At 73.7% G+C, this 14,801-nt stretch carries 10 protein-coding genes; 5 read left to right on the forward strand and 5 right to left on the reverse strand.

The window, feature by feature from the left end:
• Nucleotides 1-1,206, reverse strand: a 1,206-nt coding sequence (locus tag MR1_RS15775) for a DEAD/DEAH box helicase (protein ID WP_067249069.1), incomplete at its 3' end; no start/stop codon positions are given.
• Nucleotides 1,207-1,422: 216 nt separating this feature from the next.
• Here MR1_RS15775 and MR1_RS15780 point away from each other — a divergent pair.
• Nucleotides 1,423-2,136: a ferritin-like fold-containing protein gene (locus tag MR1_RS15780; protein ID WP_067249072.1), complete on the forward strand. Its 714-nt coding sequence runs from the start codon at nucleotides 1,423-1,425 to the stop codon at nucleotides 2,134-2,136.
• Between the two features lie 33 nt (nucleotides 2,137-2,169).
• Here the strand turns inward: MR1_RS15780 and MR1_RS15785 are convergent, their stop codons facing one another.
• Together MR1_RS15785 and MR1_RS15790 are read right to left on the reverse strand one after the other, a co-directional pair.
• Nucleotides 2,170-2,457, reverse strand: coding sequence for a hypothetical protein (locus tag MR1_RS15785; protein ID WP_067249075.1), 288 nt, complete (start codon nucleotides 2,455-2,457; stop codon nucleotides 2,170-2,172).
• Nucleotides 2,458-2,462: 5 nt separating this feature from the next.
• Nucleotides 2,463-2,687: a DUF3107 domain-containing protein gene (locus MR1_RS15790; protein WP_067249077.1), complete on the reverse strand. Its 225-nt coding sequence runs from the start codon at nucleotides 2,685-2,687 to the stop codon at nucleotides 2,463-2,465.
• Nucleotides 2,688-2,863: 176 nt separating this feature from the next.
• Here MR1_RS15790 and MR1_RS15795 point away from each other — a divergent pair, with 176 nt between their 5' ends.
• Together MR1_RS15795 and MR1_RS15800 are read left to right on the forward strand one after the other, a co-directional pair.
• The gene (locus MR1_RS15795; protein ID WP_067249082.1) at nucleotides 2,864-6,106 is read left to right on the forward strand and encodes an ATP-dependent helicase; all 3,243 of its coding nucleotides are present in this window, start codon (nucleotides 2,864-2,866) and stop codon (nucleotides 6,104-6,106) included.
• On the forward strand, nucleotides 6,103-9,600 hold the full coding sequence (locus MR1_RS15800; protein ID WP_255218174.1) for an ATP-dependent DNA helicase: 3,498 nt from the start codon (nucleotides 6,103-6,105) through the stop codon (nucleotides 9,598-9,600). The genes MR1_RS15795 and MR1_RS15800 overlap by 4 nt, the downstream gene beginning before the upstream one ends.
• Here the strand turns inward: MR1_RS15800 and MR1_RS15805 are convergent.
• Nucleotides 9,546-10,889, reverse strand: coding sequence for a phosphotransferase (locus MR1_RS15805; RefSeq protein ID WP_067249085.1), 1,344 nt, complete (start codon nucleotides 10,887-10,889; stop codon nucleotides 9,546-9,548). The two genes, MR1_RS15800 and MR1_RS15805, sit on opposite strands and share 55 nt — an antisense overlap.
• A 76-nt stretch (nucleotides 10,890-10,965) precedes the next feature.
• Between MR1_RS15805 and nudC the strand changes: the two genes are divergently transcribed.
• Together nudC and MR1_RS15815 are read left to right on the forward strand one after the other, a co-directional pair.
• Nucleotides 10,966-11,850: an NAD(+) diphosphatase gene (gene nudC, locus MR1_RS15810; protein WP_067249089.1), complete on the forward strand. Its 885-nt coding sequence runs from the start codon at nucleotides 10,966-10,968 to the stop codon at nucleotides 11,848-11,850.
• Nucleotides 11,847-13,559, forward strand: coding sequence for an ATP-dependent helicase (locus tag MR1_RS15815; protein ID WP_067249092.1), 1,713 nt, complete (start codon nucleotides 11,847-11,849; stop codon nucleotides 13,557-13,559). Before nudC ends, MR1_RS15815 begins: the two co-directional genes overlap by 4 nt.
• A gap of 778 nt (nucleotides 13,560-14,337) precedes the next feature.
• On the opposite strand, the gene MR1_RS15820 is transcribed toward MR1_RS15815, so the two are convergent.
• Nucleotides 14,338-14,801, reverse strand: a 464-nt coding sequence (locus tag MR1_RS15820; RefSeq protein WP_174522551.1) for a zinc-dependent metalloprotease, incomplete at its 5' end; no start/stop codon positions are given.

The following is a 14,801-nucleotide window of genomic DNA, read 5'->3' on the forward strand; positions in this document are numbered from 1 at the left end:
GGGCTTCTCCGCCGCGGGCGCCGTGCGCAGGCGTCCCTTCGTCCCCTCCGGGATGTTCAGGTCGGTGTAGAGGTGCGGGCTGGAGGAGTACGTCTCGATCGGCTCGGGCTGGCCGAACTCCAGCGCGCGGTTGATGAGGGCCCACTTGTGCAGGTCCTCCCAGTCGACGAACGTGACGGCGATCCCGGTCTTGCCGGCGCGGCCGGTGCGACCGGCGCGGTGCAGGTACGTCTTCTCCTCGTCCGGGATCGTGTGGTTGATGACGTGCGTCACGTCGTCCACGTCGATGCCTCGTGCGGCGACGTCGGTCGCGATCAGGACGTCCTTCTTGCCGGCCTTGAACGCCGCCATGGACCGCTCGCGCTGCTCCTGACCCATGTCGCCGTGCACGCCGCCGACGTTGAACCCCCGGTCGGCGAGCTCGTCGACCAGCCGCTGGGCGGCGCGCTTTGTCCGGGTGAAGATGACCGTCTTCCCACGGCCCTCCGCCTGCAGGATGCGGGCGATGACCTCGTCCTTGTCGAGCGAGTGCGCGCGGTAGACGATGTGCTTGATGTTCGCCTGGGTCAGCCCCTCGTCGGGGTCGTTCGCGCGGATGTGGATCGGGTTCGACATGAACCGGCGGGCGAGGGCCACGATCGGGCCGGGCATCGTCGCGGAGAAGAGCTGGGTGTGGCGCACCGCCGGCACCTTCTGGAAGATCTTCTCGATGTCGGCGAGGAAGCCGAGATCCAGCATCTTGTCGGCCTCGTCGAGCACGACCTCGGTCGCGTTCGAGAGGTCGAGCAGTCGCTGCCCCGCCAGGTCGATCAGTCGGCCGGGGGTGCCGACGACGATCTGCGCGCCGGCCTTGAGCTGCTCGATCTGACCCTCGTAGGCCTTGCCGCCGTAGATCGCCACGACGTTCGTCGAGCGTCCGGAGGTCAGCAGGTCGATGTCCTCGTAGACCTGGACGGCGAGCTCCCGGGTGGGCACCACGATGAGGGCCTTGACGCCGGGCTCGGGGTCGATGCCGAGCCGCTGGACGACCGGGATGCCGAACCCGAAGGTCTTCCCGGTGCCCGTCTTGGCCTGTCCGATGATGTCCTGGCCGGGAAGGCCCAGGGGGATGGTCTGCTCCTGGATGGGGAAGGCATCCACGATCCCCTTCGCCGCGAGGGCGTCCACGATGTCCTGATCGATGCCGAGTTCGGCGAAAGTCGTCACTGTTGCACAGCCTGTCCGGCGGCCCGTCGTCTTCCTCGGGCACCGCCTAGAGTACGGATCCACGCCGTTCTTCGAAGCACAGGCGCGGGGCCCCGGTCCGACGCCGGAGCGACATAAGCCTACCCGAGGGCCGGCTCCGCGCCGGAGGAGCCGTGTCGCAGAGGGCTCGCGCCGCTTCGTCCGGGCAGGGGGCGCCCGCCGCAGTAGGCTGAGCGCGTGGTGAGGTGGTTCTGGCAGAGGAAGTCCCCGCGTCGCGCGCTCGTGCTCCGCTCCCGGGGCGACCTGGGCGATGCGACCCGGGTGGATTTCGCGGAGCTCGCTCCGGATCTGAACACGTTCCTGGGCCAGGCGGCGTACCTGCAGCTGGGCTATTTCGAGACCCTCACCCGCCTCATCCGCGCGACGCCGGAGCTCGCCGAGAAGGAGGCGCTGTCGCGCGCGGCCGGCGCGGCGCTCACCAAGCACACGCGTCTGGTGGACGTGATCCGCGAGCGCGGGGACGACCCCACGGAGGTCATGCTCCCGTTCCGAGAGCAGCTCGACGCCTTCCGGCGCAAGACGATCGGCGTGCGTCCGCGGGAGACGCTGCTCGCGGTGTACCTCACCGCCGGGATGCTCGACGACTTCTATCTCGCCCTGGCGTCGAGCTACGGACGTGCCGGCGGGCAGGTCATGGACATCCTCGCGGCGGCGGACGACCGCAACGAGATCGTGGACATCATCCAGGCGACGATCTCCAGCGACGAGGAGTGGCGCTCTCTGCTGTCGATGTGGGGGCGGCGCCTGGTCGGCGACGCGCTCCTCGTCGCGCGGGCGGCGCTGCGGCCGCGTCAGCTCGGCGAGGACGACGAGCGTCGCGTCGAGCCCGTCTTCACGGAGCTGATGGGCGCCCACGCCCGTCGGATGGACGCGATGGGGCTCGCCTCCTAGAGGTCGGGCCGCGCCGGTCCCGTGTCGGCGGGATCAGATGCCGAGCTCGGCCCGCTGCGCCGCGTCCGAGCGGGTGCGCGCCGAGGTGAGCACGAGCGTCACGGCGACCCCGAGGACCACGGCTCCGCTGAGCGAGGCCAGCCACAGCCAGACGCTGCTCTCGGCCAACCCCGCCCACTGGGCGAGCGTGTAGACGGCGGCGGCCGTCGCCGTGGTCACCGCGGGGGCGACGGCGACACCGCGCGTCTCGCGCCCGGGGAGGGCGAAGTGGATCGCCACTCCCGCGGCGCAGGCGGCGATGATCGCGAGGAGGATGTACATCGCGATCAGGCGACGAAGCCGACCCGGCGCGACTCCTCGGTGCCGAGCTCGACGTAGCCGAGGTGCGCGGTCGGCACGATGTAGGAGTTGCCCTTGACGTCGGAGAAGCTCACGTGGCTGGAGTTCTGGTCGAGAGCCGCGGCGACCTGGCTGCGGACCTCGTCGGCGGGGGTGCTCGTCTCGAAGCTGAGCTCGCGGCCGGTGTTGATGATGCCGATGCGGATTTCCACGCGTGCGCTCCTTGCAGATCGTGCAGGTCGGTGAGTTCTCGGCCACTCTATCGCGGGGCCGGGTCCCGGGAGCCGGGAACGGGCGGCGTTCGCGGACAGCGATTCCCGCCCCGGCGACGGCCGCCGTCGGGGCGGGAAGGGCCCCGGTGTCGGGCGTCCCGGCTAGCGTGGACGACATGCCCGAAGACCTCCGCCAGCGCGCCGTCGTCACCGCGCCCGTGGACGCCTCGGGAACCGTGATCGGGGCGCCGGGGACGGGCAAGACCACCGCGCTCGTCGACCGGGTCGCGCGACTGCTCGAGGAGGGGACGAAACCGGACGAGGTCCTCGCCCTGACGCCGAGCCGACAGGCGGCGACCGCCCTGCGCGACCGCATCGGCGTCCGCATCGGCGTCGCGACGCCGGGTCCGCTCGCGCGCTCGATCGGATCCTTCGCCTTCCAGATCGTGCGCGGCGCGATGGTCAGGGCCGGGCAGGAGCCGCCGGCCCTGCTCACCGGGGCCGACCAGGACCGCCTGGTGGCGGCCCTGCTGGAGCAGGATGCGGAGGACGAGGCAGAAGGGATCGTCCGGTGGCCGAGCACGCTGAGCGCCACCGTGCGGTCCTCACGGGTGTTCCGGTCGGAGCTGCGTGCCTTCCTCGCCGAGTGCGCCGAGCTGCGGGTCAGCCCGAGCGAGCTGCGGGCGACGGATCGAGCCGCCTGGCACGCCGTGGCCGACTTCCAGACCGGCTACCGCCGCGTCCTCGACCGCGCTCGGTCGAGCCACCGCGACGCCGCGGACCTCGTCGCCGAGGCGTCCGCGATCCTGCGCTCCGCCGATGCCGCGCTGCTGGGGCCTCTCGGCGCGCTGCGTGCGGTGCTCATCGACGACGCCCAGGAGCTCACCGCCGGAGGGGTCGACCTCGTGCGGGCCCTGCGGGAGCGCGGTGTCGCGGTGCTCGCATTCGGCGACCCGGACATCTCCTCGGGAGCGTTCCGCGGTGTCGGTCCGGAGCTGTTCGCGGGACTGGCGGCGGTCCTCGGCGACGTCCATGTGCTGGACGAGCCGCATCGTCAGGTGCCGGCGCTGACGGCTCTCACCCGGACCGTGACGCAGACGATCGGCACCGCGGGACGGATCGAGCACCGTCGCGCGCCGGACGCCCCTGCTCCCGCGGACGACGGCCCCGAGGCGGACCCGCCGGTGACGACGGCCCTCGCTCCCTCACCGCACGCGGAGATCGATCGGATCGCGGTCACCCTGCGGGACTGGCACCTCACGCACGGCATCCCCTGGGAGCGTATGGCCGTGATCGCGCACGACACTCGGCAGATCTCCGAGCTGGAGACGGAGCTGGCGGCCCGCGAGGTCCCGACGCGCGCCGCGGGGGTCCAGCACCCGCTGGGCAGCGAGGCGATCGTGCGCGACCTGCTGGGGGTCGTCCGGCTGGCGCTGCAGCCCGCCGCCGATCGGGACGCGCTGGAGCTCGCCGAGGCGCTGCGGACGCCGTTCGGGGGTCTGGACGGCGTCGGACTGCGCCGCCTGCGCGCGCATCTGCGACATCGAGAGCTCGAAGCGGGGGGAGCCACGCCGGCACGAGAGCTGCTGCGGAACGCGCTCGCGGAACCGGCGCTGCTGGCGCACATCGACACGGCGGAGGCCCGGACGGCGGATCGGTTCGCCGTGCTTCTGCGGGACGTCGCGGCCGCCGCGGCCCGAGGCGAGACGATCCACGATCTGCTGTGGCGGGTGTGGGACGCCTCGCGCGCGCCGGACGGCCGGCGTCTGGCGACGGCCTGGCAGGAGGCGGCGGCGTCTGCGAGCGGAGCCGAGACGGCTCGTGCCCTGGACGCGCTCGTGGCACTGTTCGACGCCGCGAAGCGCTCCGTGGAACGCTCGCCCGAGAACGGCCCGGAGAAGTTCCTGCACGAGATCCTGGAGAGCGACGTCCCCGAGGACTCCCTCTCCGCCCCGGAGCGCGCCGGGACGGTCACCCTGCTCACGCCCGCATCGGCGTTGGGCACGGAGTTCGACGCGGTCGTCGTCGCCGGGGTGCAGGACGGCGTCTGGCCGAACCTGCGCCTGCGGGGCGGTCTGCTGGAGACCTGGCGGCTCGCGGACGTCATCGCGGCGGCGCGCACCGGGGAGCCGGAGCACGTGCACACCACCGTCGACCGCCGACGCGCGGCGCTGCACGACGAGCTGCGGCTGTTCGTGCGCGCGATCTCCCGGGCTCGCCGCCGACTGATGGTGACCGCCGTCGACGACGACGATCGCAGCCCGAGCCCGTTCTTCTCCTTCCTGCCGGCGCCGCGCACGGACGACGACGACCTCCTCGCGCACCCGCTCACCCTGCGCGGGCTGGTCGCGCGGCACCGCCGCACGCTCACGACGACGACGCCGATCCCCGCGCATGCAGCCGCTCGCGCCGAGGCGGCGGGGCAGCTGCGGCTGCTCGCCGAGGCGGGCGTCCCCGGCGCCGCACCGGAGGAGTGGTACGGCGTGCGTCCCGCGTCCACCTCCGCGCCGCTGCGGGATCTGGAGACGACCGGCGTCCGGGTCTCGCCGTCCAAGGTCGAGTCCTTCGAGGAGTGCGGTCTCAACTGGGTGGTGTCGGCTCTCGGGGGCGACACGGTGCTGCCGCCGTCCGCCGGACTCGGCACGATCGTGCACGAGGCCATGGAACGGGTGCCGGACGGCGACCTGGAACGACTGCGCGCGGTCGTCGAGGAGCACTGGCCCGAGCTCGACTTCGAGACGGCGTGGATCGCGCGCAAGGAACGACGCCGGGCCGACCTGTACATCGAGCGGCTGCACGCCTACCTGTCCGCCGTCGCCCGGGACGGAGGCCGGGTGGTCGCCGCCGAGGGCACCTTCCGCTTCGCCGTGGATCTGACCGACCCCGATGCGCCCGTGGTGCGCGCACCGGACCCCGAGCGCGCGGCGCATCAGGCCCTCGTCAACGGTGCGATCGACCGTGTCGAGGTCTACCCGGCCGGGGCCGGGGAGCACGCTGCGGCGCGGGGGCAGCGGTGGACGGAGATGGCCGCGGGAGAAGCAGGGGAGCGCGTCGTGGTGGTCGACCTGAAGACCGGCAAGTACGAGCCGGACACGGAGTCGGCCGTCGCCGCGCACGCGCAGCTGTCGGCCTACCAGATCGCCGTGCAGGAAGGGCTCGTGGACGGGGCGAGCCCCGCTGCGCTTGCGGGCGCGCGGCTGGTGATCGTGTCGAAGACGGTCGGGAAGGCGGACTACCGGGTGGCGCATCAGCACACGCTCGCCGACGAGGCGCGGGAGCAGTTCCTCCTCCGGGTGGCCGACGCCGCCAGGGGGATGGCGGCGTCGAGCTTCACCGCGCAGGTGGAGGCGCACTGCGCCGACACGCAGGTCCGCGTGCAGACCTGCCGGATCCACACCGTCCCGGCGGTGTCCGCGTGAGGCCGGAGGGGGCCCTGCTCCGCGATCCGGCCTGGCCGGACGGCGGCGGCGTCTCCGCCGTCGAGATCGCGGCGGCACTGGGTCTTCCCACTCCGACGCCGGCGCAGCAGCGGGTGATCGAGGCGCCGCCGGTGCCCGCTCTGGTCGTCGCCGGTGCGGGCAGCGGCAAGACCGAGACGATGTCGGCGCGCGTCGTGTGGCTGGTCGCCAACGGGCACGTGCGGCGTGACGAGGTGCTCGGGCTCACCTTCACCCGCAAGGCGGCGGGTGAGCTGGGGGAGCGCATCGGCGCCCGCCTCGCCGTGGTCGACGAGTTCGGTGTCCGCGGTCTGCTTCCGCACGTGCCGGAGATCGTCGCGGGCGATGCGTTGCGGCGCGTCCAAGAAGCCGCGCCGGGGCGGCAGCGAGCGCTCGTGCGCAGCCACGTGCTGGACGAGCTGGCCGAGCGATTCGACACGGGATGGGATCCGACGGCGCCGCGCGCGATCGAGGACCTGATGATCCGCCCTCGCGTCTCCACGTACAACGCCTTCGCCGACGCGCTGGTGCGCGAGCACGCCGCGCGCATCGGGCGGGACCCCGAGGCGGCGATGCTCAGTCAGTCCGCGTCCTGGCTGATCGCGCGTCACGTGGTCCTCCGGGCCGAGCTTCCGGGGCTGGAGGAGATCGACCGGTCGGTGACCGGGGTGATCGACGCCGTGCAGAGGCTGGCCGGCGACGTCTTGGACCACCGGGTCGATCTCGATCGGATGGAGCAGCTCGCCCTCGACCAGGCCCGCGCGTTCGAGCCGTACCGGGCGCGTGCCGAGGTCGAGACGGCCGTGACCAACCTGCTCACGATGCCCGTGCTCGTCCGGCTCGTGCGCGACTACATCGCCGAGAAGGACCGGCGCGGGGTCCTGGACTTCGCCGACCAGGTCGGCGGCGCCTTCGACATCGTGGAGGCGGCCCCGGAGGTCCGCGCGGAGCTGCGGGAGCAGCATCGGGTCGTCCTGCTGGACGAGTACCAGGACACCTCGGTGATCCAGACGCGGTTCCTGTCCGCGCTCTTCCACGACTCCGCCGTGATGGCGGTCGGCGACCCGCATCAGTCGATCTACGGATGGCGCGGGGCGAGCGCCGACAACCTGTACGCCTTCGGCGGCGCGTTTGCCCGGGAGAGCCGCGCCGCGACCTACAGCCTGATGACGAGCTGGCGGAACGACCGGCGGATCCTGGACGCCGCGAACCGGGTCCTCGTCCCGCTGCAGCGCCCGGGACTCGACGTGCCCGGGCTCGAGCCGCGTCCCGGCGCGGGAATCGGGGACGTGCAGGTGCGCTTCCCGCTCACCGTGGACGACGAGGCGGCGGAGGTGGCCGACTGGTTCGTGGCGCGTCGCGCCGCGCACGCCGCCGGTGCCGGTCCGGGCTCGCCGGGCGAGGGCCCCGCTCCGCACACCGGCGCGATCCTGTTCCGCTCGAAGCGCCACATGCAGACCTTCGCCGCCGCGCTGGCCCAGCGGGGCGTGCCGCACCGCATCCTGGGACTGGGCGGGCTCCTGTCCACACCGGAGGTCGTCGACGTCGTGTCGGCGCTGCGGGTGATCCACGATCCGACCTCGGGCTCGGCTCTGATCCGGCTTCTCGTCGGCCCTCGCTTCGCGGTCGGCGTCGCGGACATGGCGGCCCTGTACGACCTCGCCGTCACGCTGGCCGAGCGCGACGGCGCCTACACGCCCCTGCCGGAGGAGGTCCGACAGCGCCTCCGCGCCTCGCGCGGAGCCGACGAGGCGGTCTCGATCGTCGACGCCGTGGATGTCGTCCGCTCCCTGCCGGACGACTACCGCCTGCTCGCCGGGATCAGCCCCGAGGGTCGGGCTCGTCTCCGAGAGGCGGGTGAGATGCTCGAGAGGCTGCGCCGGGCCGCCGGGCAGCCGATCCCCGAACTCATCCGCGCCATCGAGCTGGAGCTCCGGCTGGACATCGAGCTCGCCGCGAACGAGTCCCGAGGGCCCGCTCGGCTCGCCGGGACGCAGCTGCGGGCGTTCGGCGACGAGGTGCGCGCCTTCCTCGCCGCGGACGAGCGGGGGAGCATCGGGAGTCTCCTGGCCTGGCTCGACAAGGCCGAGAGCACGGACGAGCTCATGCCGCGGCCGGAGCCGCCCGAGCCCGGCGTCGTCCAGCTGTTGACGATCCACGGGTCGAAGGGGCTCGAGTGGGACGCGGTCGCCGTCGTGCGGCTGGTCGAGGACGAGCTTCCCGGGCGGGTGACGGATGCGCAGGGCTGGTTCGGCTTCGGTGTCGTGCCCTTCCCGCTCCGCGGCGACCGGGACGCGCTGCCCCGGTTCGACTGGGACCCCGAGGCCGCGAGGGAGGCGGCGGGGCCGGACGCCCGCGCTCAGGACAAGGCGGCGCTGGACTCCCTGGCGAGCGGCAGCCGGGACCCGGATAAGCGCGGCGCCCTCCCGAGGTTCAAGGACGCGTACCGCGAGTACCAGCGTGCCGAGGAGCGTCGTCTCGCCTACGTGGCGTTCACGCGGGCGCGGCATGACCTCCTGCTGTCGGGATCGCACTGGGCGGGTCAGAAGACGCCGCGGACGCCCAGCCCGTTCCTGCGCGAGGCGATCGACGCGCTCGGGCTGAAGGAGATCGGCGAGACGGATCCGGACGAGAACCCCTACGACGGAACCGGTCTCACCCGATCGTGGCCCCTCGACCCGCTGGGCGATCGGCGTTCGCGCGTGGTCGACGCGGCCGAGGCCGTGCGGGCGGCGGCGGACGGCCCGGCCCCCGCACCGGACCGCGTGTTGCAGCGGCTGCTCGCGGAGCGGGAGGCGCGACGCCGCGGCACTGATGCCGACGCACCCACCCGCGTCCCCGCGTCGCGGTTCAAGGACTACGTGACGGACTTCTCCGGCACCGTCCGGTCGTTGACGAGGCCGATGCCCGAACGACCGTACCGGCAGACACGACTGGGGACGCTCTTTCACGCCTGGGTGGAGCACCGGTCCGGTCTCGTCGGGGCCGGCGCCTCCACCGATGATGCGCTCTGGGAGCAGGACGCCGAGGAGAACCAGGGCGACGAGATCGGTCGAGCGGACGCCGCGGACCTGGCACGACTGCGGGAGATCTTCGAGCGGTCCGAATGGGCGCCCCTGCGTCCGATCGCGGTCGAGACCGAGATCGACTTCGCGCTCCCGCCGTCCGCAGGCGATCCCGGCCGCATCGTGATCTGCAAGCTCGACGCCGTCTACCGCCGGGAGGACCGCGGCGGTCGGATCGAGATCGTCGACTGGAAGACCGGGCGCCCGCCCGCGACGCCGGCGGAGCGGGAGGAGCGGATGCTCCAGCTGGCGCTCTACCGTCTCGCCTACCACCGAAGCACGGGGGTGCCGATGGCGGACATCGACGTCGCCCTGTTCTACGTGGGGGACGACCTCGTGATCCGCGGGGACCGGGTCTACTCGGAGGAGGAGCTGCTCCAGCGCTGGAACGCGGCGCGCGCAGCGCGCTGAGCCTCCTCCTCGTCGGAGGAGACGGCGGCCGCGGGCGAGGAGGAGGCACGATCGTCCGCGGGACCGTCGTCCGGCCGCAGGCCTGCGGCGTCGAACGCCTCCCCGTCCAGATCGATCGGGGCCGTGTCGTCCGGATCCGCCCCGTCCGTCCCGGGCACCGTCCGATCCGCCGCCGGCGACTCCCCGGTGTCGTGCCGCGGTCCGAAGGCGGCGGTGTCGTCCGCGGCGATGCCCGCGAACGCGCTCGGATCGTAGGCGTCCGTCTGCATCGAGGTGTCCACCTCGGCGGTCGCGGTGGCCGGCACGCTCTCGAGCGCGACCATGGCCTCGTCCACGCCCGCCCCGGGACCGCGACGGGGCACGAGATCGTCGGTGCGGATCCCCTCGGCGAGCGAGTCCAGCAGCTGCGCGGCGTCGTCGACGATGTCCGGACGCCGCGTCTCGTCGCCGTGGAGCAGCCAGCGGGCGAACTCGAGCTCGGCGAGCAGCCGGGAGCGGACGCGCAGCGCCGGATCCGGGGAGCGCAGCGTCGCGGAAGCGTAGGCGGAATGGACGTCCTCCCGCGCATCCGGGGCGGACGCCAGCCATGCGAGATCCGCCGCGGGGTCGCCGATGCGCAACCCGTGCCATCCGATCACGCCGGAGACCTCCGGCCCGAAGTCGGGGTCGTCCTCGAACAGGAACGAGCCGGCGTGCGCGCCGCCGAGCACGACGGCGGACTCGAACCGCCAGACGTCGTCGGTCTCCACCGCCTCGCGCCAGCGCACGGTGAGCCGCGCCGAGACCCGTCCGGTCGCCGCGGCGCGGTCGACGAGCTCGCGGATGTCCTCGCGGACCTGTTCCGGCGTGCGCTCACCGAGACCGGCGGCCCGGACAACGGACAGCGGCAGGGCGTGGATGCCGGCGATCGCGGCGCCGATCGCCGTCGCGGCGCCTCGCCCGGCGGGGATGTGGGCGGCCTCCACCTGGAAGCCGGGGACGAGCGAGGAGACCAGCGCCCGCGCCTCGCCCACGCGCGTCTCGCCCAGCGCCTCGGGGACCGCGAAGGGGAGCATCTCCCGCGCGCCGGCGGTGAGCGCGCGCAGGGCGATCGCCTCTGACGCCAGTTCCGCGCTCGTCTCGTCGTCGCTCGCGACGCGGATGGCGACCTCGCGTCCGTCGGCCAGCGTGGCGACGGCGGAGTCGAAGCGCCCGTCGCCGTCGGCGGACAGCGCGCGGGCGCCGACGACCTCGGCTCCGGGCACGGCGGCCGTGACAGCCGCGGCTAGAGTGAAGGGAGAGCGAGCCATGCCACCAGGGTAGGTCGGCGGCACCGCCCGCCGGGCCGCGCCACGCCTGGAACGCCAGCCCGCGGAGAGGGAACGGATGAACGAGGCGCACGCCGTCCTGGACCGTGCCGGTGCCGAACGGGACCGGCCCGAGATCCTGGAGCAGCTGCGTGCGGAGACCGCGACCCGGGTCCTTCCGGTCCGCGCGGGCCGGGCGCCGCTCTCCGCCGACGGCCTGCGACTGTACCCGGCCACGGATCCGGCGTTCGCGGGGGATGACGTCGAGTGGGCGCTGCTCGGGCGACGCGCGGACGGCACCGCCGTGCTGCTCGCGGCTCTCGACCGGGACGCCGCGCTCGACCACGACGGGTCCTGGGCGGACGTCCGCGACGCGGCGGCGCGTCTGTCAGCCGAGGAGACCGAGATCCTCGTCTCCGGGGCCGCGCTCAGCGGCTGGCTGCGCGAGGCGCCGTTCTGTCCGGCCTGCGGCACCCGTGCGCAGCTGCGGCAGGCCGGCTGGTCGCGCCGCTGCCCGGCGTGCGGGCGCGAGCACTTCCCGCGAACGGACCCGGCGGTGATCGTGGCGGTGGAGAGCGCGGACGGCGACCGCCTCCTCCTCGGCGCGAACGCGAACTGGCGAGGGGCCTTCTACTCGTGCTTCGCGGGCTTCGTCGAGGCGGGGGAATCGCTGGAGACGACCGTGCACCGCGAGATCCTCGAAGAAGCCGGGGTCAGGTTGCGGGACCTGCGCTATCGCTCGTCGCAGCCGTGGCCCTACCCCCGATCGCTCATGATCGGGTTCCGGGCGACCGCGGTCGACGAGAGCGCGGCGCACGGCGACGGCACCGAGATCATCGACGTGCGCTGGCTCACCCGCGCCGAGGTCGGTTCCGCTCTCGCGGGAGACGGACCTGTCGGGCTTCCGGGGCCGGCCTCCATCGCGCGTGCGCTGATCCGGGACTGGTACGAGGAGCGCGCGTGAGCGCGCTGGACGGGCTCGACGAACGACAGCGTGAAGCCGCCTCGGTGCTGCGTGGGCCCGTGGCCGTCCTGGCCGGCGCGGGCACCGGGAAGACCCGGGTCATCACGCACCGGATCGCCCACGGCGTCGAGACCGGCGCGTACACGCCGTCCCGGGTGATGGCGGTCACCTTCACGGCCAAGGCCGCGGGGGAGCTGCGCGGGCGTCTGCGCGCTCTGGGCGTCGAGGGCGTCGCCGCGCGGACCTTCCACGCCGCCGCGCTCTCGCAGCTGAATTACTTCTGGCCGTCACTCGCCGGAGCGCCGGCGCCCGGCATCATCGACAACAAGGTCCGTCTCCTCGCCCAGGCGGCCGATACGCTGCGCATCCGGCCGGACACCGCGACGCTGCGGGACGTCGCCTCGGAGATCGAATGGCGCAAGGTCTCGATGCTGTCGATCGACGAGGCAGCGGCTCAGGGGCGGTCGGTCGGCCGCCTGGACGCGACGGCGCTCGCCGAGCTCTCCCGGGCGTACGAGGCGCTCAAGGACGAGCGGCGCCGCCTCGACTTCGAGGACGTGCTGCTCGCCTGCGCGGGCATGCTGGAGGCGGAGCCGAGGGTCGCCGCCGCGGTGCACGAGCAGTACCGTCACTTCACCGTCGACGAGTACCAGGACGTGTCCCCGCTGCAGAACCGTCTGCTGGAGCTGTGGCTCGGCGACCGGCGGGACCTGTGCGTGGTCGGGGACGCCTCGCAGACCATCTACTCCTTCGCGGGCGCGGACCAGCGCTTCCTCCTCGAGTTCGAGCGACGGCACCCGGACGCCGTCGTCGTGCGCCTGGAGACGAACTACCGTTCGGACGGTCCGGTGCTGAGCGCCGCGAACGCCCTCATGCACGGTCGCCCGGGCGCGCTCGAGCTGGTCGCCGCACGGGCGACGCCCACGGCCGAGCCTCCGACGGTGACCGCCTTCGACTCCGACGCGGAGGAGGCCGCGGCGATCGCCGCGGCGATCGGGGCGCGCGTGGCCCAGGGCGAGCCCGCCGAGGACATCGCCGTGCTGTATCGCGCGCACTCCCAGTCGGCGCCGCTCCTGCAGGCGCTCGCCGCCGAGGGGATCGCCGCGACGGTGCTCGGAGGGCGCCGCTTCTTCGACATGCCGGAGGTCCGACAGGCGGTCCTGGCTCTTCGCGGAGCGGCGGTCGCCCCGACGGAGCACGGCTTCCTTCCTGCGGTCCGGGACGTGCTGCGCAGCCTCGGGTTCCGTGACGACCCTCCGGAGGCGGGTGGCGCCCTGCGTGAGGTCTGGGAGGCCCGGCGCGCCCTCCTGCAGCTGGCCGAGGACGCGCCGCCCGGGGAGACGCTGCGCAGCTTCAGCGACGCGCTGCTGGCCCGTGCGAAGGATCAGCACGAGCCGACGCTGCGCACCGTCACGCTGTCCACCCTGCATGCCGCGAAGGGGCTGGAGTGGCCGCACGTGTATCTGGCCGGGTGGTCCGAGGGGCTGCTGCCGATCTCGTACGCGACGGGGTTCGACGCCATCGACGAGGAGCGCCGACTCGCCTATGTGGGGATCACGCGGGCCGCGCGTACCCTCGCGGTGACGTGGTCGCGATCGTCGGGACGGGCGGAGCGGCGGCCGTCGCGATTCCTCGCGGAGATCGGCACCGGCACTCTGCGTGAAACCGCACCGAGCGTGATGCGCGGCGGCCGTCGACGCCGATCCTGACGATCCGGCTCGACCGGTTGCGGATCGCGTCCTCGCGTTCCGCGAGGAGCTCGGCCGCGATCTCGGCGGCATCCGCGATGCGCGCGAGCGGGATGCGTCCGGGATCGTGGGTGAGCAGCTGGGTGTGCACGGCCGCCCACGAGGGATCGTGCTCCCGGTCCGCGGCGTCTCGGCAGGACAGGCACGGGGTGCGTCCGGGAACGACGAGCGGGCCGGCCGTCGCTCCGCCGGCGTCGAACGCGATCGGCAGGTGGACCCGGTCGTCACGCAGATGCGCGACCGCGCCCGCTGCGGGGGTCGCGCCACGGCGCAGCAGGAGGATCGGGACCGCGTCGGCGTCGTCGTCGATCGTCACGGCCTGGTCGGCGAGCGCCTCGATCATCCGCAGCTGGGCCCACGGGTCGAGGAGGGGAGCGGCATCGAGGCGCACCGTCACGCAGGGCCTCGGTGCGATCAGAACGGGCGCCAGCTGCGTGCGAAGCCGCCGCGCGGCCTCACGGGGCGCCCCGCAGCCGTGGGCCACGACGTCGAACGAGATCTCGGGAACTCCGCGGGCGAGCTCGTGGAGGAGCCGCTCGGCCCAGGGCTCGACCGCGTCCAGCCGGACGATGCCGTCGACGCCGAACTGCGCCGAGTCGGCGTCTCGCCACAGCAACGGGTGCGCGGGGTCGAGTCTGATCTGCGGCATGCTCCGAGTCTGATGCTCGGGGCTTCGCCGCAGGGCCGAGGCAGACGATCCGTGGAGAACCGGGGGTCTGCGCGTGCGGGGGAGGAGGAGTCAGACGGGCTTCTCGCCGCCGCTGCCGTCGTGCGGGTCCGTGCCGTCCCGCCCGTCGTCGACGGGCCCGTCCTGGCCCTGGTCGACGTCGGGATCGCCCGGGCCGGTCTCGGGCCGGGCGGGGGAGGATCCGGCCTCCTCGGACGTCGCCGCGTCGGAGTCCGCGCCGGAGAAGTCGTCCCCGTCCAGGAGCCGGGCCAGGGCCTCGTCCATCTCGTCCGGCTGCGGCTCCTCACCGCGGGCGCGGGCCTGGAGGCGGGCGACGAGGGCGGACGGATCGTCGATGTCGGAGGCGTCGGGCATCAGGTCCGGATAGTCCCACAGCGCGTCCCGCTCGGCGATGCCGACCGCGTCCGTCACCGCGCGCCACATCGCGGCCGCCTCGCGCAGGCGACGCGGTCGCAGCTTCAAGCCGACGAGAGCCCCCAGCGCGTCCTCGGCGGGACCGCCGGCGGCGCGGCGGC

The sequence above is a fragment of the Microbacterium resistens NBRC 103078 genome (assembly GCF_001552355.1).
In the GTDB taxonomy this organism is placed as follows: domain Bacteria; phylum Actinomycetota; class Actinomycetes; order Actinomycetales; family Microbacteriaceae; genus Microbacterium; species Microbacterium resistens.

Excerpts from the sequence above, each read along its gene's own strand:
- MR1_RS15805 (WP_067249085.1), bottom strand. The coding sequence starts at position 10,889 with ATGGCTCGCTCTCCCTTCACTCTAGCCGCGGCTGTCACGGCCGCCGTG.
- MR1_RS15785 (WP_067249075.1), bottom strand. The coding sequence starts at position 2,457 with ATGTACATCCTCCTCGCGATCATCGCCGCCTGCGCCGCGGGAGTGGCG.
- MR1_RS15795 (WP_067249082.1), top strand. The coding sequence starts at position 2,864 with ATGCCCGAAGACCTCCGCCAGCGCGCCGTCGTCACCGCGCCCGTGGAC.
- nudC (WP_067249089.1), top strand. The coding sequence starts at position 10,966 with ATGAACGAGGCGCACGCCGTCCTGGACCGTGCCGGTGCCGAACGGGAC.